General features: G+C 68.9%; 21 protein-coding genes. 12 read left to right on the forward strand and 9 right to left on the reverse strand.

The genetic code is table 11. The features are described 5' to 3' along the window. Nucleotides 1-16: 16 nt before the first annotated feature. Nucleotides 17-1,234, reverse strand: coding sequence for a LysM peptidoglycan-binding domain-containing protein (locus BM013_RS18360; RefSeq protein ID WP_093129065.1), 1,218 nt, complete (start codon nt 1,232-1,234; stop codon nt 17-19). 158 nt (nt 1,235-1,392) lie between these two features. Here BM013_RS18360 and def point away from each other — a divergent pair, with 158 nt between their 5' ends. The 5 genes from def to BM013_RS18385 are packed head-to-tail and all read left to right on the forward strand — an operon-like array spanning nt 1,393 to nt 4,472. Next, nucleotides 1,393-1,911, forward strand: coding sequence for a peptide deformylase (gene def, locus BM013_RS18365; RefSeq protein WP_093129066.1), 519 nt, complete (start codon nt 1,393-1,395; stop codon nt 1,909-1,911). Between the two features lie 5 nt (nt 1,912-1,916). After that, nucleotides 1,917-2,426 carry a hypothetical protein gene (locus BM013_RS18370; RefSeq protein WP_093129067.1) on the forward strand — a complete coding sequence of 170 codons (510 nt, stop codon included), beginning with the start codon at nt 1,917-1,919 and terminating at the stop codon, nt 2,424-2,426. After that, nucleotides 2,423-3,388, forward strand: a complete 966-nt coding sequence (gene fmt / locus BM013_RS18375; RefSeq protein ID WP_093129068.1) for a methionyl-tRNA formyltransferase — start codon at nt 2,423-2,425, stop codon at nt 3,386-3,388. Before BM013_RS18370 ends, fmt begins: the two co-directional genes overlap by 4 nt. Further along, nucleotides 3,388-4,128, forward strand: a complete 741-nt coding sequence (locus tag BM013_RS18380) for an AzlC family ABC transporter permease (protein WP_093129069.1) — start codon at nt 3,388-3,390, stop codon at nt 4,126-4,128. The genes fmt and BM013_RS18380 overlap by 1 nt, the downstream gene beginning before the upstream one ends. Next, the gene (locus BM013_RS18385; RefSeq protein WP_093129070.1) at nt 4,125-4,472 is read left to right on the forward strand and encodes an AzlD domain-containing protein; all 348 of its coding nucleotides are present in this window, start codon (nt 4,125-4,127) and stop codon (nt 4,470-4,472) included. Before BM013_RS18380 ends, BM013_RS18385 begins: the two co-directional genes overlap by 4 nt. Before the next feature lie 54 nt (nt 4,473-4,526). On the opposite strand, the gene BM013_RS18390 is transcribed toward BM013_RS18385, so the two are convergent. From BM013_RS18390 to BM013_RS18415, 6 genes are read right to left on the reverse strand one after another with little or no spacing between them, the layout of a single operon-like run. Further along, nucleotides 4,527-5,498: a Bug family tripartite tricarboxylate transporter substrate binding protein gene (locus BM013_RS18390; RefSeq protein ID WP_093129071.1), complete on the reverse strand. Its 972-nt coding sequence runs from the start codon at nt 5,496-5,498 to the stop codon at nt 4,527-4,529. 40 nt (nt 5,499-5,538) lie between these two features. Further along, entirely contained in the window at nt 5,539-6,516 is a 978-nt protein-coding gene (locus BM013_RS18395) for an MBL fold metallo-hydrolase (protein WP_093129072.1), read from the reverse strand. Next, entirely contained in the window at nt 6,513-6,719 is a 207-nt protein-coding gene (locus BM013_RS18400; protein WP_093129073.1) for a DUF2783 domain-containing protein, read from the reverse strand. Before BM013_RS18400 ends, BM013_RS18395 begins: the two co-directional genes overlap by 4 nt. Further along, nucleotides 6,716-8,398 (reverse strand): FAD-dependent monooxygenase, encoded by a 1,683-nt coding sequence (locus BM013_RS18405; protein ID WP_093129074.1) that lies wholly within the window; start codon nt 8,396-8,398, stop codon nt 6,716-6,718. The genes BM013_RS18400 and BM013_RS18405 overlap by 4 nt, the downstream gene beginning before the upstream one ends. 26 nt (nt 8,399-8,424) lie before the next feature. Further along, nucleotides 8,425-9,546: an alpha/beta hydrolase family protein gene (locus BM013_RS18410; protein WP_093129075.1), complete on the reverse strand. Its 1,122-nt coding sequence runs from the start codon at nt 9,544-9,546 to the stop codon at nt 8,425-8,427. Further along, a complete protein-coding gene (locus tag BM013_RS18415; RefSeq protein ID WP_093129076.1) occupies nt 9,539-10,090 on the reverse strand; it encodes a VOC family protein in 552 nt (183 codons plus the stop codon). Before BM013_RS18415 ends, BM013_RS18410 begins: the two co-directional genes overlap by 8 nt. 91 nt (nt 10,091-10,181) lie before the next feature. Here BM013_RS18415 and BM013_RS18420 point away from each other — a divergent pair, with 91 nt between their 5' ends. The 3 genes from BM013_RS18420 to pyk all read left to right on the forward strand — a co-directional run bounded on the left by BM013_RS18420 (nt 10,182) and on the right by pyk (nt 14,012). Beyond that, nucleotides 10,182-11,087 (forward strand): LysR family transcriptional regulator, encoded by a 906-nt coding sequence (locus tag BM013_RS18420; protein WP_093129077.1) that lies wholly within the window; start codon nt 10,182-10,184, stop codon nt 11,085-11,087. A 181-nt stretch (nt 11,088-11,268) separates the two neighbouring features. Next, nucleotides 11,269-12,462, forward strand: a complete 1,194-nt coding sequence (locus BM013_RS18425) for a phosphoglycerate kinase (protein ID WP_093129078.1) — start codon at nt 11,269-11,271, stop codon at nt 12,460-12,462. Nucleotides 12,463-12,563: 101 nt separating this feature from the next. Next, nucleotides 12,564-14,012, forward strand: coding sequence for a pyruvate kinase (gene pyk / locus BM013_RS18430; protein ID WP_093129079.1), 1,449 nt, complete (start codon nt 12,564-12,566; stop codon nt 14,010-14,012). A gap of 22 nt (nt 14,013-14,034) precedes the next feature. On the opposite strand, the gene BM013_RS18435 is transcribed toward pyk, so the two are convergent. Then, nucleotides 14,035-15,051, reverse strand: coding sequence for a 1-aminocyclopropane-1-carboxylate deaminase (locus tag BM013_RS18435; protein ID WP_093129080.1), 1,017 nt, complete (start codon nt 15,049-15,051; stop codon nt 14,035-14,037). A 135-nt stretch (nt 15,052-15,186) separates the two neighbouring features. Between BM013_RS18435 and BM013_RS18440 the strand changes: the two genes are divergently transcribed. The 4 genes from BM013_RS18440 to BM013_RS18455 all read left to right on the forward strand — a co-directional run bounded on the left by BM013_RS18440 (nt 15,187) and on the right by BM013_RS18455 (nt 18,757). Beyond that, nucleotides 15,187-15,672 (forward strand): Lrp/AsnC family transcriptional regulator, encoded by a 486-nt coding sequence (locus BM013_RS18440; RefSeq protein ID WP_093129081.1) that lies wholly within the window; start codon nt 15,187-15,189, stop codon nt 15,670-15,672. Between the two features lie 35 nt (nt 15,673-15,707). Beyond that, entirely contained in the window at nt 15,708-16,616 is a 909-nt protein-coding gene (locus tag BM013_RS18445; protein WP_093129082.1) for an alpha/beta hydrolase, read from the forward strand. Between the two features lie 66 nt (nt 16,617-16,682). Beyond that, nucleotides 16,683-17,747 (forward strand): class II fructose-bisphosphate aldolase, encoded by a 1,065-nt coding sequence (gene fba / locus BM013_RS18450; protein WP_093129083.1) that lies wholly within the window; start codon nt 16,683-16,685, stop codon nt 17,745-17,747. A gap of 104 nt (nt 17,748-17,851) precedes the next feature. Next, nucleotides 17,852-18,757, forward strand: coding sequence for a phosphoribosylaminoimidazolesuccinocarboxamide synthase (locus tag BM013_RS18455; protein ID WP_093129084.1), 906 nt, complete (start codon nt 17,852-17,854; stop codon nt 18,755-18,757). Nucleotides 18,758-18,826: 69 nt separating this feature from the next. Here the strand turns inward: BM013_RS18455 and BM013_RS18460 are convergent, their stop codons facing one another. After that, nucleotides 18,827-19,228 carry an META domain-containing protein gene (locus BM013_RS18460; RefSeq protein WP_256221548.1) on the reverse strand — a complete coding sequence of 134 codons (402 nt, stop codon included), beginning with the start codon at nt 19,226-19,228 and terminating at the stop codon, nt 18,827-18,829. Between the last annotated feature and the right edge of the window lie 231 nt (nt 19,229-19,459).

Here is a 19,459-nt window from a genome sequence, read left to right on the forward strand (position 1 = left end):
ACGCCGGAGTCGCGGGTCAGGGATTGACGAGGAAGTCGCCGGCGCGCGGAGTGTCGTTGATTTCGAGCACGAGCGCGTAGGACACCTTCTCGAAAGTGCGGAACACCATCAGCAGGCCGATGCGTTCGTTGGGCAGCTTGATGGTTTCCTTGCGGGCGCCGGTGCGGTCGAGGATGGTCTCGCCGTTCTTCAGGATGGCCAGCACGTGGCCGTTGTCGATGCCGTCGCGCGTGCCCTTGTTGATGGCCACGACCTGGTTCTGCGCCGCGAACTGCACCGCGTTGCCGTACACCGAGACGATGCGGCCGTCGACCTGCGTCGACGGGGCGCGCGGCACGTAGCTCAGCAGCTGGCGCGGCGGCTCGGGCAGCAGGCGGTCGCCGGCGCGCATTTCCTCGCGCGACGCGATGATGTCGATGCTCGCGGGCACCACGGTGATCACGTCCTTGTCTTCCACCGTCTCGATGGTGGTCGACTCGCCGCGCTGCAGGCGGGCCTTGCCCAGGTACTGCGCCTCGTAGCCGAGGATTTCGCCCGTGCCCGGGTCCTTCAGCGGCGTGGCGTTGCGGAAGATGCGGAAGTTCTGCACCGGGCCGGCGGCTTCGACCAGCGGCGCCTCGGCGCTGCCGCGGGCATAGGCCCGGTCGCCGCGCGACAGCAGCACGCGGCTGTCGTTGCCCGCGACGATGCGCGGTGCGGCGTCCAGCGTGCCGGCGTCCACCACGATGGGTTCGCTCAGGAAGGGCTCGATGATGCTCGGGTTCAGCGTGGGCAGTGCCATGCCGGCCAGCGAGTCGAAGCGGGTGCGTGGTGACAGCTTGATGGTTCCGCCGTCGCCGCTGAAGCCGCCGCGGCGGGTGGTCAGGCGTGCGCGGCCGCCGCTCTTGTCCAGGTAGAGCACCTGGCCCGGATAGATCCGGTGCGGGTTGGCGATTTCGTTGATGTTCATGCCCCACAGCTCCGGCCAGCGCCAGGGGCGCAGCAGGTACAGGCGGGAGATGGCCCAGAGCGTGTCGCCGGGCTTGATGGTGTATTCGTCGGGCGCGTTGGGGGCCAATTCGCTCAGCGGCACGCCGGCCTGGGCGGTTTGCTGGGCGGTGGCGCGTTGCTGCTGCGTGACGGGGTAGTTCTGGGCCCAGGCCGTCGTCGCGCCGCAACTGCCGATGACCGCCAGGGCGGTCAGCGTTGCAAGAAGGGACGGGCGCTGGCGTTCGGTGAGTCTGAGCTTTTTCATGTCTGGATGGTGAGCGCCCGCAGTAGCGTGGCGCATACGAATCTCACAATTTGCTACGAATTCTGCGCTGAACCCCTTGGGAGGGCAACGTTTTCGGGTCCACGGGGCGCGTCGCGTCGCGGAATTGGCGAAAATAGCCACAACTTTCCCCCGCTTTCATGGCCAAACGAATCATTCTGAGTTACCCGGACAAACGACTGCACACGGTGGCCAAGCCGGTGCAGGGCGTCGACGCACGCATCAAGACCCTGGTCGCCGACATGCTGGAGACGATGTACGACGCCAACGGCATCGGCCTGGCCGCGACGCAGATCGACGTGCACGAGCGCCTCGTCGTCATCGACATCTCCGAGGAACGCAACGAACCGATCGTGCTGATCAACCCCGAGATCACCTGGGCCAGCGACGAGAAGGTGCTGAACGAGGAAGGCTGCCTCTCGGTCCCCGGCATCTACGACGGCGTGATGCGCTCCACCTCGGTGAAGGTGCAGGCGCTCGACGAGAACGGCGAGTCGCGCACCCTCGAGGCCGACGGCCTGCTGGCCGTGTGCATCCAGCACGAGCTCGACCACCTGCTGGGCAAGGTGTTCGTCGAATACCTCTCGCCGCTGAAGCGCAACCGCATCAAGAGCAAGCTGCTCAAGCAGCAGCGCGAAGACCTGCGCGAACGCGCCTGAACGCCATGACTTCACGCCGTTTCGGCTCCTTCGCTGCGTTGGCGCTTGTCGCCGCTGCCGGCCTCGGCCTCGCGGGCTGTGCCAACGAGCCCACCCGCACCCAGCCGGGTGCCACGGCCGCCGACACCCTGCAGCGCCTGGGCGCGCCCACGGGCCGCTACCCGCTCACGGGCGGCGGCGAGCGGCTGCAGTACTCGCGCATGCCGGCCGGCTTCGAGGTGACCGACATCGACGTCGACGCCGCCGGCAAGGTCGTCTCGGTGACGCAGGTGCTCAGCGAGGCGCGCTTCGGCGCCGACATCAAGGTCAACCAGTGGCGCCAGAACGACGTGATGGCGTTCTACGGCCGCCCCTATGAAATCTCCCGCGTCAGTTCCTTCGACGGTGCCGTCTGGACCTGGCGCTACAAGGCCGTGAACGAGCGCCGCATGCTCTATATCTACATCGACCCGACCGGCGTGGTCCGGCGCTATCACACGGGGGACGATCTCGAGCTTGATCGGATCCGGGATTGAGCCGCCTCCGAGTCGTTTTCGCGGGCACGCCCGAGTTCGCGCGCGTCGCCCTGGAGGCCATCGCCGCCGCCGGCCATGACATCGTGCTGGTGATGAGCCAGCCCGACCGCCCCGCCGGCCGCGGCATGAAGCTGCAGGCCTCGCCCGTCAAGCAATGCGCCGTGGCCAACGACTGGCCCGTGGCCCAGCCGCGCAGCCTGCGCCTGGACGGCAAGTACCCCGACGAGGCTTGCGCCGCGCGCGACACGCTGCTGGCCGCCCGGCCCGACGTGATGGTGGTCGCCGCCTACGGGCTGATCCTGCCGCAATGGGTGCTCGACCTGCCGGTGCACGGCTGCCTGAACATCCACGCGAGCCTGCTGCCGCGCTGGCGCGGCGCCGCGCCGATCCACCGCGCCATCGAGGCCGGCGACGCGCAGACCGGCATCACCATCATGCAGATGGACGCCGGCCTGGACACCGGCGACATGCTGCTGCGCGAGTCGCTCGACATCGGCGACGACAGCACCGCCCGCCTGCACGACCGCCTGGCCGACATGGGCGGGCGGATGATCGTCGAGGCGCTCGCGCGCATCGGCACGCTCACCCGCACGCCGCAGCCCGCCGAGGGCGTCACCTACGCCAGCAAGGTCGAGAAGCAGGAAGCGCTGATCGACTGGGCGCAGCCGGGCGACGCCATCGTGCGGCGCGTGCGCGCCTTCGATCCGTTCCCGGGCGCCAACAGCCCGCTCGACGGCGAGACCATCAAGCTGTGGAGCGCCCATGTGGACCGTGCCGCCACCGCGTTGGCCGCGTTGGATGTGCCGGGCACCATCCTGGCCGTCAGCGACACCGGCGTCACCGTGGCCGCCGCCGATGCGGCCGTGACCGTCACCGAACTGCAGCGCCCGGGCGGCAAGCGCCTGGCCGTGGCCGATTTCCTGCGCGGCTTCGACCTGAAGCCTGGGCAGGCCTTCGGCTGATGTTCCTCTCGCAAAGCATCCGCAGCCGCCCTGAATTCCGCATCGGCGTGCGCGACATGTCGCCGGTGGCGATGGGCATCGGCGCCTGGGGCCTCATGACCGGCGTGGCCATGGTCAAGTCGAACATGAGCGTGATCGAGGCGCTGGCCATGACGCTGCTCGTGTACGCGGGCAGCTCGCAGCTCGCGGCCATTCCGCTGCTGTTCGCGGGCGCGCCGGCCTGGGTCATCCTGGCGACGGGCTTCTGCGTGAACCTGCGCTTCGTGGTGTTCAGCCTGCACCTGCGCCCCTACCTCATGCACATGCCGCGCTGGCGCCGCATGACGCACGGCTACCTCACGGCCGACATGAGCTACGCGCTGTTCACCAAGAAGTATCCGCAGCCGCCACTGACCATCGCCGAGCAGGAATCGCAGGAGGCCTACCTCACCGGCAACTACTTCGTGACCTGGTGCGCCTGGATGGGCATGAGCCTGCTGGGCGTGGCGCTGGCCAACTTCATTCCGCAGGACTGGGGCCTGGGCTTCGCGGGTGTGCTGAGCCTGGTGGCCATCGTCTGCTCGATGGCCACCACGCGACTGCGCGTGCTGGCCGCGCTCATTGCCGGCGCCACGGCCGTGGCGGCCTACGCGCTGCCGCTGAAGCTCAACATCGTGGTGGCCATCGGCGTGGCGGTGCTGCTGTGCTTCTGGCTCGAGAAGCAGTTCGGCCTCGACCCCGACGCCGAGGACGACAAGTGAGCGGCGCCCCCGCAACCACCGACTGGTGGACCCTGGGCGTGATCGTCGGGCTGGCGCTCGTCACCGTGCTCACGCGCTGCTTCTTCTTCATCCTCGACCGGCCCTGGGGCCTGCCCGAGTGGGCGCACCGCGCGCTGCACTACGCGCCGGCCGCCGCGCTCGCGGGCGTGATCGCGCCCGAGATCGTCATGACGCAGGGCCACCTGATCACCACGCTGCACGACGCCCGCCTGTACGCGGCGGTGGTCGGCGCGGCGTACTTCTATTGGCGCCGCGGCGTGCTCGGCACGATGATCGCCGGCATGGCCGTCTACCTGCCCCTGCACCTCGGCCTGGGCTGGTAGCCTGCCGCCCGGTGAGGCCGGGCGGTGAATTCGGCGATGTGAGGCGGCGCGGGATCAGTCCAGCTTCACGCCGGCCGTCTTGATGATCTGCCCCCAGCGCTCGCTCTCCGCGCGCGAGAGCTTGTAGAAGTCCTGCGGCGTTCCGGGCAGCGCCTCGAAGCCGAAGTCCGCGAACAGCTTCACCACCTTCGGTGCCTTCATCGCCTTGTGCAGCTCGCTGTTGAGCCGCGCCACCGCCTCGGCCGGCATGCCGGCCGGGCCGATCAGGCCGTGGAAAGCATAGGCATTGACGTCGCTGAAGCCGGACTCCACGAAGGTCGGCACGTCGGGCAAGGCGCCCGCGCGCTGCGGCAGCGCAATGGCCAGCACCCGCACCTTGCCCGACTTGATGATCGGCAGGCCGGAGGCCAGGTCCAGCATCATCACCGGCACCTGCCCGCCCATCACGTCGGTCATGGCCGGCGCGGCGCCCTTGTACGGCACGTGCGTGATCGTGAGGCCGGCCTTCTGCTTGAAGAGCTCCATCGCCATGTGGTGCGGCGAGCCGTTGCCGGGCGAGGCGTAGCTCACCTTGTCGGGGTTGGCCTTCACGTAGCGCACGAACTCGGCCACGGTCTTGGCGGGAAAGTCGGGGTGCACCACCAGCGCCACCGGAAAGCGCCCGATGGTGCCGATGTAGGTGAAGTCGCTCGCGGGCTTGTACGGCAGCTTGACGAACATGTGCTCGTTGAACAGCAGCGCCGCGTTCTCGGCCTGCATGACCGTGTAGCCGTCGGGCTTGGCCTGCATCATCACGGACACGCCGATGTTGGTGGAGGCGCCCGGCCGGTTGTCGATGATGAGCGGCTGCCCGAGCGACGGCTGCATCGCCTCGGCCAGCGCGCGCGCCAAGTTGTCGGTGCCGCCGCCGGCGGAGTAGGGCACGATCCACTTGATCGGCTGGGTGGGGTAGGCCGCGGGCTGCGCCGAGGCGAAAGAGGTGGCCAGCGCCAGGGCCGCGGCCACCAGGGGAAGGAATCGTTTCATCGTCTTTTGTCTCCGTTGCTTGTCTTGAAATCGGTTCAGTTCATTCGCCGCGCAAGACCTGCCAGAGCTCGCGGTCGCGCTCGGCGGTCCACACCACGGGGTGTTCAATGCCGCGCAGCTCGTCATAGGCGCGCGACACGTCGAAGGGCAGCACGTGCTGGAACACGGGCCAGTTGCCGAAGCGCGGCGTCATCGCGGCTTCGGCGCGCGCGAAGCAGCCCTTGAGCGTGTCGCCCGCGGCAATGCCGGCCTTCACGCTGTCCAGCAACGTCGAGAGAAATGCCTTGGTGAGCCCGATGGCCTCGGCGCACGCGGCCTCGTTCTGCAGCACCGCGCCGCGCCCGGGCACCAGCACGCGCGGGTTCAGCGCGCGCACCGCGTCGAGCGTGCCGGCCCAGTCGCCGATGTAGGCGTCGCCCGCGTACACGCCGCAGTGGTTCTCGACCACGTCGCCCGAGAACAGCACGCCGCAGTCCGGCAGCCAGGCCACGGTGTCGCCGCTCGAGTGACCGCGGCCCAGCGCCATCAGGCGCAGTTCGCGGCCCGTACCGGGGCGCGGGCCCAGCCACAGGCTCATCTCGCCCTGGAAGCTCATCGTCGGAAAGGTGAGGCCCGGAATCTCTTCCACGCCCTCGAACAGGCGCGGGAAGCGGCCCACCTCCGAATCGAAGTCGGCCTGGCCGCGCGTGCGGATCCAGTCGAGCGTGCCGTTGCTCGCAATGACCTGCTCCACCTCGTCGAAGGCGCTCGCACCCATCACGCGCACCGCGTGGTAGTGCGTGAGCACGATGGTCTTGATCGGCTTGTCGGTCACCGTGCGAATGGCTGCGAGAAAGTCGCGCGCCATGCGCGGCGTGGGGCGCGTGTCGATCAGCACCACCTGCTCTTCGCCGACGACGAAGCCGCAGTTGGGATCGAAGTCGCTGATGTAGCCGTGGACACCGGGCGCAAGCTCGCGCAGCCGGGGCTTCTGCTCGCGGGTGTCGGAGGCAGAAGCAAAGGAGACGTTCGTGGTCATGGGGTGGTGGTTGTCGTGAGGTCTTCTTCCGCCGCCGCCCGGATGCAGGCAAGCAGCACGTCCTGGTCGGCGCACTGGTTGGCCAGCAGCAGCACGAGGCGGGCGTTGAGGTCGGCGCTCCGGGCTTCGGTGCGGCCCTCGTGCGCGGCGAGCAGGGCTTCGTAGAAGCCGTCGGGGTCGGGGATGCGGGGCTCGGTATTCATGGCGTGGGGTCGATGTCCAGGGCGAGCGCGGTGCGCAGCGCAGAGGCGATGGATTGCGGCGTGGCGTTCGCCAGCACCGCGGCGCGGTAGGCGTCGGGGCGCACCAGCGCGAAGCCGCCCGTGCCGCCGATGCAGAGGTGGGCGGCCAGCCTGTCGTCGGCCTGCAGCGTGGGCAGGCCGCTGTCGCCGCTGTCGCCGTTGTCTCCGCTGTAGTCGCCGATGGCCAGCAGGCGCAACGGCAGCGAGGCCGTGGCTTCGCGCGCCGCATCGGCCTGCGCGCGTGTCGGCATGCACCACAGCCCGATGCATTGCGTGCCGTCGGCCAGCAGCTGCATCAGCGTGGTCTCGCGGCCATCGGCCCAGCGCAGCGGCAGGTTCTGCACCGTGTGCCCGCCGTCGGGCAACTGGGGTGCAACGGGGTAGTCGTTCGCGACCGACATGCGCCCCGTGTTCACCAGCGTGCGCGCAAACGGATGGCGCGCCGCCAGCGCCACCACGGCGCGGCGCAGCGTGTGCTCGGCCGGCGAGCGCGGCGCGAGGAAGCGTGCCGAGCGGCTCGTCACCTGCAGGTTCTGCCGTGCGGCGGGCTGGCGTTCCGCGTCGTAGCTGTCGAGCAGCGCGTCGCCGGCCTGGCCCTGCGCCACCAGTGCGAGCTTCCAGCCGAGGTTGGCCGCGTCCTGGATGCCGCTGTTGCCGCCGCGCGCGCCGAACGGGCTCACCACGTGCGCCGCGTCGCCGATGAAGAACACGCGCCCGTGGCGGAAGCTGTCGAGCAGGTGGTCGCGGTAGCCGTAGGGGCCGATCCACACGAACTCGAACTCCACGTCGGGCCCGAGCTGTTCGCGCAGCCGCGCGCCCGCCACTTCGGGCTTGCTGATGGTGGCCGTGTCGCAGTCCTCGGGCATCTGGTAGTCGATGCGCCACACGCCGTCGGCCATCAGGTGCTGCCACACGCCGCGGCCTTCGTTGAAGGGCGCGTCGACCCAGGTCCAGCGCTCGGTGGGCAGCGGCTTCTTGAAACGCACGTCGCTGATGCACCAGCGGTCGGTGCTGCGCGAGGAATGCGTGTCGATGCCCAGTTGCGTGCGGATCGGGCTGTTGGCGCCCGTGGCGTCGATCAGCCGGTCGGCCTCGAGGGTGTAGCTGCCGGCGGGCGTCTCGATGCTCAGCCGCACGCCGTCGGCCAGTTGTTCGACATGGGTCACGCGGCTCTTCCAGCGCACGTCGGTCAGGCCGAGCGCGAGAATGCGCTCGACCAGGAACCACTCGATGTAGAACTGCTGCAGGTTGATGAACGGCGGTTGCCTGGAGACGCTGTTGGCCTGCAGGTTGAAGTTGTAGACCTCCTGCTCGCCCGAGAAGGTGCGCCCGAACGACCAGGTGATGCCCTTGGCCGCGATGCGTTCGTAGATGCCCAGGCGCTCGAAGATCTCCAGGCTCTTCTGCGCGTAGCAGATGCCGCGCGACGAGGCGCCGCGCACGCCCACGGTGTCGTCCTCGTCGAGCAGCACGGCATGCACGCCGCGCTGCGCGAGGTCGCAGGCCAGCGTGAGGCCCGAGGGCCCGGCGCCGACGATCACGATCGGGTGGCGCACGGGCGTTGTGCTGCCCAGTTCGGGCGGCGGCGTGAACGGCCAGCTCGGCAGTTCGTAGGCCGGCGCGAATGCAAAGTTTTCCATGGCTCTGTAAGGGGCTGAAGGAAGGCTTACAGCGCGTGCGCGAATTCGGCGATGGCGTCCGCCGCATTCGGCACCAGCCCGGGCTGTCCCGCGAGGTAGTGGTTGCCGCCCACGATGTCGACATTGCGGATGCGCGCGCCGCCCGCCGCCATCCACGCGTCCCGCGTGCTCGGAAAGGTCGACTGGTCGCCCGTGTAGGTCAGCAGCAGCTTGGGCACCGTGGTGCGCGCGAGGTTGGTCGGCCCGTCGGCCTGCGAGCGCGACGACCACTGCGAGAGGAAGGCGGTCAGCGAGGTGGTGCGCCCCATCGCGTTGGCCGAGTAGTTCACCTGGCGCGCGTCGCCCCACACGCTGCCGGGCAGCCGGTCGTTCGCGTCCAGCGACAGGTCCACGCAGCGCGGGTCGGCGTGCGTGCGGTAGATGACGAAGGCCTGGTCGCGCGGCGCGCCCGGGGTGCGGCGCAGCAGCGCGAGCCGGTCGACGGCCCAGCGCTCGATGCGGTCGAGCCGCGACTTCTGCGCGGCGCTGAAGCGCGCGAGAAATTCGCTGTCGTAGGGCACGCGGTGGCGCGCGTCGTACATGTCGAGTTCGGGGTCGACCGAGAGCGGGTCGTGCTCGTCGGTGACCGAGGGGTCGATCCAGTCGCGCATGAGCCGCGTGCGGCCCAGGTGCGCGGCGCACAGCGCGATGCCGTCCACCGGCGGCAGGTCGCCCGGGTGCAGGTGCGTCGGGTCGCCGTCGGGCAGGTGCGTGGCGGTGAGCTTCTCGGCCTGCGCCTGGTAGAAGGCCGCGAGCGCCGCGCCGCCTGAATTGCCGACGAGAAACACCTTCTCGTAGCCCGCCGCGCGCAGGTGCTGCACGCCGGCTCCCAGGTCCTGGATGGCGCGTTCCATCAGCAGCACGGTGTCGTTGCCCACGAAGCGCGAGTTCAGCCCCATGCAGCAGATGCCGCGCTCGGCCAGCGGGCCGATCAGGTAATGGCCCATGAAGTTGCTGGTCGGGTGCATCACGATGGCCGCCACCTTCTTCGGGCCCTGCGGTGCGCGCAAGGCGCCGTAGATGCGCGGGCGCAGCATCTGCAGGCCCGACTGGCTCTCCATGGCCGCGCCGGGCTTCACGTCGATGACGGCGAGTTGCAGCTCAGACATTCGGCGCGCCTTCCGATGCTGCGGCTGCGGCACGAAGCCCCGCCTTGCGCACGGTCCACGCGTCGAGGTCGGCGCGCGCGCGCAAGGCGTGCGCGTCCATCTCGGCCTGCGGCACGGTCGGCGTGGTCAGCTCCACGCGGATGCCGTTGGGGTCGAAGAAGTAGATCGACTCGATGATGTGGTGGTCGGTCACGCCCAGCACCTCGACGCCCGCGGCTTCGAGCCGCGCCTTGGCGGCCAGCAGGTCGGCCACCGCGTCCACGCGCAGCGCGATGTGGTTCACCCAGGCCGGCGTGTTGGGCGAGGGCAGCGCGGCCACATCGTCGCCCAGGTCGAAGAAGGCGATGTACGAGCCGTCGCGCATCTGGAAAAAGATGTGCACGTAGGGGCAGTACTCGCCGGTGCTCGGCACGTGGTCGCTCTTGATGACGTGGGCCAGCGGCAGGCCCAGCAGGTCTTCGTAGAAGCGGCGGGTTTCCTCGCTGTCGCGGCAGCGCCAGGCGAAGTGGTGCAGCCCGCGAATGGGCGGTGGCGGTGTTGGCATGGCTCGTGTCTCCGGTAAGCCGCGATTGGGCGATGCCGCGTCTTATGATGCAATCGAAATTAATTCATCGATTGATGAAATAACCATATATATGAACCTCACCCTGCGCCAGTTGCGCGCCTTCGCCGCCGTGGCCGAAAGCGGCAGCTTCACCGCCGCGGCGCAGCAGCTGCACCTCACGCAGTCGGCGCTCAGCGTGCTGGTGCGCGAACTCGAACGCGAAATGGGCGTGCAGCTGCTCGACCGGAACACGCGCAGCGTGCAGCTGTCCGAAGCGGGGCGCGAGTTCCTGCCGTCGGTGCACCGGCTGCTGGGCGACCTCACCAGCGCGGTGGCCGGCGTCACGGATTTGCGTGACAAGAAGAAAGGCTTGTTGCGGCTTGCGGCGCCGCAGCTCATGGCCTGCACGCTGATGCCGCGCGTGATCGCGGTCTACCGCGCGCAGTACCCCGACGTCGACGTGCGCCTGGCCGACACGCTGCCCGAGCACCTGCTGGCGGGCGTGATGGCCGGCGACGTGGAGCTGGCCGTGGGGCAGGACGTGGCCGTGGACGGCGCCATCGAGCGCCGCACGCTGTTCCGCGACCGGCACTGGCTGATCTGCCCGCCGGACCACGCCTTTGCCAAGCGCCGCAAGGTGCGCTGGCACGAACTGGCGCCCTACACCTTCATCGCGCCCACGCGGGACTTCCGCCAGCGCGTGCTGCCCGAACTGGGAGCGCAGGAGCGCGAGTACATGCTGCGCGCGGGCACGCAGGAGGTGTCGTACATGACGACCGCGCTGGGCATGGTGGCCTCGGGGCTCGGGCTCACGGTGTGCCCGACCTATTCCGCGCCGCTGGTGCGCGCCCACGGCCTGCAGATGGTGCGGCTCGAATCGCCCGATTTCCACCGCGAGGTGTGCGTCTACAGCGCGGCGCGGCGCACCCTGTCGCCGGCGGCGGCGAGCTTCGTGGAGATCCTGGAGGGCTTCGCCAGGGCGCAGCCGAAGGGGTAGCGCAAGGAGCGGGCGACGGGACCGGGGAAGGACTGGGAAAGGGCCGGGGAAGGGCCGGGGAAGGGCCGGGGAAGGGCCGGGGAAGGCCGAAAAGCATCAGAACACGGCAAGAGGCGCGCAGTGCCGCGGCGGGGCGAAACCTACAATGCAGGCCGACCCGTCTTCCACCTCCTCCAGATCCATGAACGTCATTCGATTCACCGACCTCTGCGCACAGGGCAAAGCCGCCGGCCAGCGCGTTTTCATCCGTGCCGACCTCAACGTGCCGCAGGACGACGCAGGCAACATCACCGAAGACACGCGCATCCGCGCTTCCGTGCCCTGCATCCAGCTCGCGCTGGACGCCGGCGCGGCCGTGATGGTCACCTCGCACCTGGGCCGCCCGACCGAGGGCGAATTCAAGCCCGAGGACTCGCTGGCGCCCGTGGCCAGGCGCCTGGGCGAACTGCTCGGCCGTGAAGTTCCGCTGGTCGCCAACTGGGTCGACGGCGTCGACGTGAAGCCCGGCCAGGTCGTGCTGCTCGAAAACTGCCGCGTCAACAAGGGCGAGAAGAAGAACGACGAAGGCCTGGCGCGCAAGCTCGCCGCGCTGACCGACATCTACGTGAACGACGCCTTCGGCACCGCCCACCGCGCCGAAGCCACCACCTACGGCATTGCCCAGTTCGCCAGGATTGCCGCGGCCGGCCCGCTGCTGGCGGCCGAGATGGACGCCATCACCAAGGCGCTGGCGCAACCCAAGCGTCCGCTGGTGGCCATCGTGGCGGGTTCGAAGGTCAGCACCAAGCTCACCATCCTGAAGAGCCTGTCGGCCAATGTGGACCAGCTGATCGTCGGCGGCGGCATTGCCAACACCTTCATGCTGGCGGCGGGCCTGAAGATCGGCAAGTCGCTGGCCGAGCCCGACCTGGTCGACAACGCCAAGGCGGTGATCGACGCCATGCGCGCGCGCGGCGCCGACGTGCCGATTCCGGTGGACGTGGTCACGGCCAAGACCTTCGCGGCCGACGCCGCTGCCACCGTCAAGGACGCGAACGACGTGGCCGACGACGACCTGATCCTGGACATCGGCCCGAAGACGGCCGCGATCCTGGCCGCGCAGCTGCGCGAAGCCGGCACCATCGTCTGGAACGGCCCGGTGGGCGTGTTCGAGTTCGACGCCTTCGCGGGCGGCACCAAGGCCATTGCGCAGGCCATCGCCGAGAGCAGCGCGTTCTCGATCGCCGGTGGCGGCGACACGCTGGCGGCCATCGCCAAGTACGGCATCGAAAAGCAGGTCGGCTACATCTCGACCGGCGGCGGCGCCTTCCTCGAGGTGCTGGAGGGCAAGACCCTGCCGGCCTTCGAAATCCTGGCCAAGCGCGCGGCCGCCTGATCGCCGGCGCGGCGGGCGGCGAGACGAAAGCCCGTCACGGGTGACTTCCGTCGGACACACAAAGTGTATACAGTAGCGAATACAAAACGGAGACTACCCTCATGAGCACGGACCGCATCCCCCGCCACGCCACCAAGATCGTTGCCACGCTCGGTCCGGCGTCCAGCACCCCTGAACTGCTGTTGCAGATGATCCAGGCCAAGGTCAGCGTGGTGCGGCTGAATTTCAGCCACGGCACGGCGCAGGACCACATCGATCGCGCCACCATGGTGCGCGAAGCCGCCCGCAAGGCGGGCCGCGAAGTGGCCATCATGGCCGACCTGCAGGGCCCCAAGATCCGCGTGGGCAAGTTCGCGCAGGGCAAGGTCTGGCTGGAGCCGGGCGCCAAGTTCGTGCTCGACGCCTCGCGCACCGAGCCCGGCGACATCGACTGCGTCGGCCTCGACTACAAGGACCTGCCGCGCGACGTGAAGCCCGGCGACAAGCTGCTGCTGAACGACGGCCTCATCGTGCTGACGGTCGACGCCGTCAAGGGCGACCAGGTGCTCACCACCGTCAAGCTCGGCGGCGAACTGTCGAACAACAAGGGCATCAACAAGCAGGGCGGCGGCCTCACCGCCCCCGCGTTGACCGCCAAGGACATGGAAGACATCAAGACCGCGATGAGCTTCCAGGCCGACTACGTGGCCGTGAGCTTTCCCAAGAACGCCACCGACATGGAAATGGCGCGCCAGCTGTGCAACGTGGCCGCGGCCGAATACGGCCACAAGCCCGGCATGATCGCCAAGATCGAGCGCGCCGAAGCCATTCCGCGCCTGGAAGAAATCCTGCGCGCCAGCGACGGCATCATGGTCGCGCGCGGCGACCTGGCCGTGGAAGTGGGCAACGCCGCGGTGCCCGCGCTGCAGAAGAAGATGATCCGCATGGCGCGCGACATGGACAAGGTGGTCATCACCGCGACCCAGATGATGGAGTCGATGATCACCAACCCCGTGCCCACCCGCGCCGAGGTGAGCGACGTGGCCAACGCCGTGCTCGACGGCACCGACGCCGTGATGCTCTCGGCCGAGACCGCCTCGGGGCGCTATCCGCTGGAAACCGTGCAGGAGATGAGCCGCATCTGCGAAGCCGCCGAGGCCGCGGAAGACAAGACGCTGGACGCCGACTTCAGCGGCAAGACCTACAGCCGCATCGACCAGTCGATCGCCATGGGCGCGCTGTTCACGGCGCACCACCTGGGCGCCAAGGCCATCGTGGCGCTGACCGAGTCGGGCTCCACCATGCTGTGGATGAGCCGCCACCGCGCGCACATTCCCATGTACGCGCTGACCTCGCGCCTGACCACGCAGCGCAAGCTGGCGCTGTACCGCAACGTGCGCCCGCTGCTGATGGACTCGCAGACCGACCGCGACACCGCGCTCGAACAGGCCGAGGCCCACCTGAAGAAGCGCGGCATCGTGCAGACCGGCGACGTCTACGCCATCACCTGCGGCGAGCCCATGGGTGCCCCCGGCGGCACCAACATGCTGAAGATCTGCCGCGCGAGCTGAACCCGCCCGGCCGGGCGCCCGCTCAGCCGTTGCGGAACAGGAAGCTGTAGGCGTTCAGCGCGGGCACCCCGCCCAGGTGCGCATACAGCACCTTCGAGCCGGCCGGGAATTCCCCGAGCCGCACCTTCTCGATCATCCCGTGCATCGACTTGCCCTCGTACACGGGGTCGGTCAGCATGCCCTCGAAGCGCGCGCACAGGCGAATGGCTTCCAGCGTGCCGTCGTTCGGCAGCCCGTATTCGGGGCCGCCGAAGCGGCGGTCGAGCACCACGTCCTTCTCGGTGATGTCGCGGCCCAGCTCGACCAGCTCGGCCGTGTTCTTCGCGATGCGCAGGATCTGGTCGAAGGTCTGCTGCGGCTTGGCCGAGGCGTCGATGCCGATCACGCGGTCGGCCCGGCCGTCGGCCGCGAAGCCCACCACCATGCCGGCCTGCGTGCTGCCGGTGACCGAGCAGACCACCACGTAGTCGAACCGGATGCCCAGCTCGGCTTCCTGCTGGCGCACCTCCTCGGCGAAGGCCACGAAGCCGAGCCCGCCGCGCGGGTGCTCGGAGCAGCCCGCCGGGATGGGGAACGGCTTGCCGCCGGCCTTGCGCACGTCGGCCATGGCTTCTTCCCAGCTCTTGCGGATGCCGATGTCGAAACCCGCCGCGTCCAGCCGCACGTCGGCGCCCAGGATGCGCGACATCTCGATGTTGCCGACCCGGTCGTACAGTGCGTCGGAGTAGTTGACCCAGTTCTCCTGCACCAGCACGCATTTCAGCCCGAGGTGCGCGGCCACCGCGGCCACCTGGCGCGTCTGGTTGGACTGGATGCCGCCGATGGACACCAGCGTGTCGTAGCCGCCCTCGAGCGCCTCGGGAATCAGGTACTCGAGCTTGCGCGTCTTGTTGCCGCCGAAGGCCAGGCCGCTGTTGCAGTCCTCGCGCTTGGCGTAGAGCTCGACCTTGCCGCCGAGGTGCGCGCTCAGCCGCTTCAGCGGGTGGATCGGCGAGGGGCCGAAGGTCAGGGCGTGGCGGGGAAACTTCTTCAGGTTCATGGTGCGGCTCCAGGAGGTTGAAGCCTTGAATCGTAGGAAGAAGGGCTCGCAACGTGCTTGCGAAGTTCTCTGGCTTATCGGAACAAAAGAAGGCACGATGGGCAGAGTTGAAACTTTCAAGCCGGAAAACAAGGCATGGGCACAACAAAATTGCGTTCCCCCCCGGAGCTCGATCGCACCGACCGCGCCATCCTTCGCACCCTGCAGCGCGACGCCTCGCTCTCCAACGTGGCGCTGGCCGCCAAGGTGAACCTGAGCGCCGCCGCCTGCCTGCGCCGGGTGGAGCGGCTCAAGGAGGCCGGGCTCATCAAGGGCATCGTCGCGCTGCTCGACCCCGACGCGCTCGACCTGGGCATGCTCGTGATGATCGGCGTGGTGCTCGACCGCTCCACGCCCGACTCGTTCGCCGACTTCGAGAAGGCCGCGCAGAAGGTCTCGGGCTGCCTCGAATGCCACGTGGTCACGGGCGAGTTCGACTACTTCATGCTGGTGCGCACGCGCGACAACGACAGCTTCAACCGCCTGCATGCCGAGCAGCTGCTCTACCTGCCGGGCGTGCGGCAGATCCGCACCTTCGTCGTTCTCAAGCAGGTGCTGTCGACCACGCAGCTTCCCATCTGACGAAACCGGCGGCCGGCGGCGTGCGTACTGTGACGATGACCTTCCGTTCCCTTCGCTTCTCTTTTGCGGCCCTCTCCGTCTCCACCGCCGCCGCGCTGTCGGCCTGCTCCCCCGTCAAGGTGCTCAACGGGCTGGTGCCCACCGACACCTACCAGTTCCAGGGCGGCCTGGCCTACGGCAAGGCGCCGCGCCAGGTGCTCGACGTGTACCAGCCGCTGCCGTCCACGGCGCCGGCCCGGGGCGCGCGCCCGCTGGTGGTGTTCTTCTTCGGCGGCACCTGGACCACCGGCGACCGCGCCAGCTACCGCTTCGTGGGCGAGGCGCTGGCCGCGCGCGGCGCGGTGGTGGTGGTGCCCGACTACGGCCTGTCGCCCGCCTTCACCTACCCGGCGTTCGTGCGCGACAGCGCGCTGGCCGTCAAATGGGCGCTGGACAACGCCGAGCGGCTCGGCGCCGATCCGAAGCAGGTCTACGTGATGGGCCACAGCTCGGGCGGCTACAACGCCGCGATGGTGGCGCTGGACGCCCGCTGGCTGGGCGAGGTCGGCGCCAGCCCGAAGCAGCTCGCGGGCTGGATCGGCCTGGCCGGCCCCTACGACTTCCTGCCCATCGGCGACCCGCAGGCGCAGGCCGCCTTCAACTGGCCGGACACGCCGCGCGACTCGCAGCCGCTGGCGCACGTCACGCCCGCGTCGCCGCGCGCGCTGCTCATGGCGGCCTCGAAGGACAAGCTGGTCTACCCCGACCGCAACACCCTGCAGATGGCCGCCGCGCTGCGCGCCGCCGGCGTGCCGGTGGAGGTGAAGCTGTTCGACAACCTGAGCCACGTGACGCTGATCGGCGCCTTCGGCAAGCCCATCCAGTGGCTGGGTGGACCGGTGCTGCCGCCGGTCATGGACTTCCTCGGGTTGACGTCAGTGCAGTCCGACAAGGGCCCTCGGTAGAATTGCGGTAGTTTTCTCTCGTCTTTCCGCCTTCTTCTTTCCCTAATTCCCGCGAGGTATTTCCCCATGGCACTCGTCTCGATGCGCGAACTGCTCGACCATGCCGCAGCCAATGGCTACGGCATCCCGGCCTTCAACGTCAACAACCTCGAACAGGTCCAGGCCGTCATGGAGGCCGCCAAGGAAACCGGCGCGCCCGTCATCCTGCAAGCCAGCGCCGGTGCCCGCAAGTACGCCGGTGAAGCCTTCATCAAGCACCTGATCCAGGCCGCCATCGAGCAGTACCCGAACATCCCGCTGGTCATGCACCAGGACCACGGCCAGAACCCCGACGTCTGCAAGGGCGCCATCGACCTGGGCTTCAGCTCGGTCATGATGGACGGCTCGCTCGAGGCCGACGGCAAGACCATCGCCAGCTACGACTACAACGTGGACGTCACCAAGAAGGTGTCGGACATGGCCCACCGCCTGGGCGTCACCGTCGAAGGCGAGCTCGGCTGCCTGGGTTCGCTGGAAACCATGAAGGGCGACAAGGAAGACGGTCACGGCACCGACGACACCATGACGCGCGAGCAGCTGCTGACCGACCCCGAGCAGGCCGCCGACTTCGTCAAGCGCACCCAGATCGACGCGCTGGCCATCGCCATCGGCACCAGCCACGGCGCCTACAAGTTCACGCGCGAGCCCACCGGCGACATCCTGGCGATCGACCGCATCAAGGAAATCCACCGCCGCATTCCCAACACCCACCTGGTGATGCACGGCTCGTCGAGCGTGCCGCAGGAGCTGCTGGCCATCATTCGCCAGTACGGCGGCGACATGAAGGAAACCTACGGCGTGCCCGTGAAGGAAATCCAGGAAGCCATCAAGCACGGCGTGCGCAAGATCAACATCGACACCGACATCCGCCTGGCCATGACCGGCGCGGTGCGCAAGTTCCTGGCCGAGCACCCCGAGAAGTTCGACGCCCGCGAGTGGCTCAAGCCGGCGCGCGAAGCCGCCAAGCTGATCTGCAAGCAGCGCTACATCGAGTTCGGCTGCGAAGGCCAGGGCGCCAAGATCAAGGGCGACACGCTGCAGGTGGTCGCCGCCAGGTACGCCGCCGGCGAACTCGCGCAGGCCGTGGTCTAAAACTTCCGGGCGATTCGAAGGCCACCGTTCGCGGTGGCTTTTTTCTGCGCGCACAATCCGCTTTCACCGTTCCCACGTTTCTCACCGCATTTGTTGTTGCTCCCATGACCACCGTCCACACCTCCTCCATCCAGAGCCTGCCCCTGCTTGCGCGCGGCAAGGTGCGCGACAACTACGCCGTCGGCGAAGACCGCATCCTGATGGTCGCGAGCGACCGGCTCAGCGCCTTCGACGTGATCATGGGCGAGCCCATTCCGGGCAAGGGCGAGATCCTCACGAAGATGGCCCTGTGGTGGTTCGAGCGGCTCGGCCAGCTCTGCCCCAACCACCTGACCGGCGAGGCGCCCGAGAGCGTGGTGACCGAGGCCGAAGTGCCGCAGGTCACCGGCCGTTCGATGCTGGTCAAGCGCCTGAAGCCCATTCCCGTCGAAGCCGTGGTGCGCGGCTACCTGGCCGGCAGCGGCTGGAAGGAATACCAGGAAAGCCGGTCGGTGTGCGGCGTGCCGCTGCCCGAAGGCCTCACCAACGCCAGCAAGCTGCCGCGCCCGATCTTCACGCCCGCCGCCAAGGCCGCCGCCGGCGAGCACGACGAGAACATCAGCTACGAGCGCGTGGTGGAAATCGTCGGCCCCAAGCTGGCCCAGCAGATCCGCGAGACCAGCATCGCCATCTACGAAACCGCCGCGCAGATCGCGCTGGCCAAGGGCATGATCATTGCCGACACCAAGTTCGAGTTCGGCCTGGACGAGGCCGGCACGCTGGTGCTGATGGACGAGGTGCTCACGCCCGACAGCTCGCGCTACTGGCCGGTGGAGGGCTACCAGGACGCGCTGGCCGCCGGTGCCAACCCGCCGAGCTACGACAAGCAGTTCGTGCGCGACTGGCTCGAGGCCACCAAGATCAACGGCAAGCCCTGGGACAAGACGCCCCCGGCGCCGCGCCTGCCGGCCGAAGTGATCGAGAAGACGGCCGCCAAGTACCGCGAGGCGCTGGAGCGGCTCACGGGCTGAACGGCTGGGGGCCTGCAGGGCCCTGCAACGCCACAAGGGGAAGACCGGCCGAGGCCGGTCTTTTTCATTTCAGCGCCCGCCGCTGTTCAGCAGCGCCACCGTGCGCCCGCTCGCGTCCAGCAGCGCCAGCCGGCCCGGGCCGGCCAGGCGGTAGCTCGCGGTGCTCTGCAGCGCGGAGACGAACTGCGCCTCGGAGCCGCCGCGCGCCGGGTCGAGGCAGGCCATGCGGGTCGCGGCCATCTGGCCGATCCTCAGCGTGCTGCCGCTGCGCGTGAAGGTGCCCGAGATGCGGTTGCAGCCGCCCGAGCCGCTCACGCGGCCGCTGCTGCGGTCGAACTGCACCTGCGCCTCGCCGCCCGGCGCAATGGGCTCGTCGCCCAGCTGCACCAGGCGCCAGGCCGGGCCTTCGATCGGTTCGTCGAGGCTGATGCCGCTGCCGCAACCGGCCAGCGCGGCAAGGGCGGTGACCATGGCGGCGAGAACGGGAAGCGCGGTCCGGCGGGCGGGGCTGGCAGGGCGCGCAAGGCGGGCTGAGGAACGCATGGCCGGTCTTTCCTTTTGCAATCTGCAACAAGTTGAATCGGGCGTGATCGTATGCGACGCCGCGCGGCGCGCCAATGCCATGCCGTACGCCGAACGGCCATGAAAAAAGCGACCCGGAGGTCGCTTGGGCATGCAGGGCGGGCGGGCCGGGCCGTGGGC

Source organism: Variovorax sp. OK605, assembly GCF_900115445.1.
Classification (GTDB): domain Bacteria; phylum Pseudomonadota; class Gammaproteobacteria; order Burkholderiales; family Burkholderiaceae_C; genus Variovorax.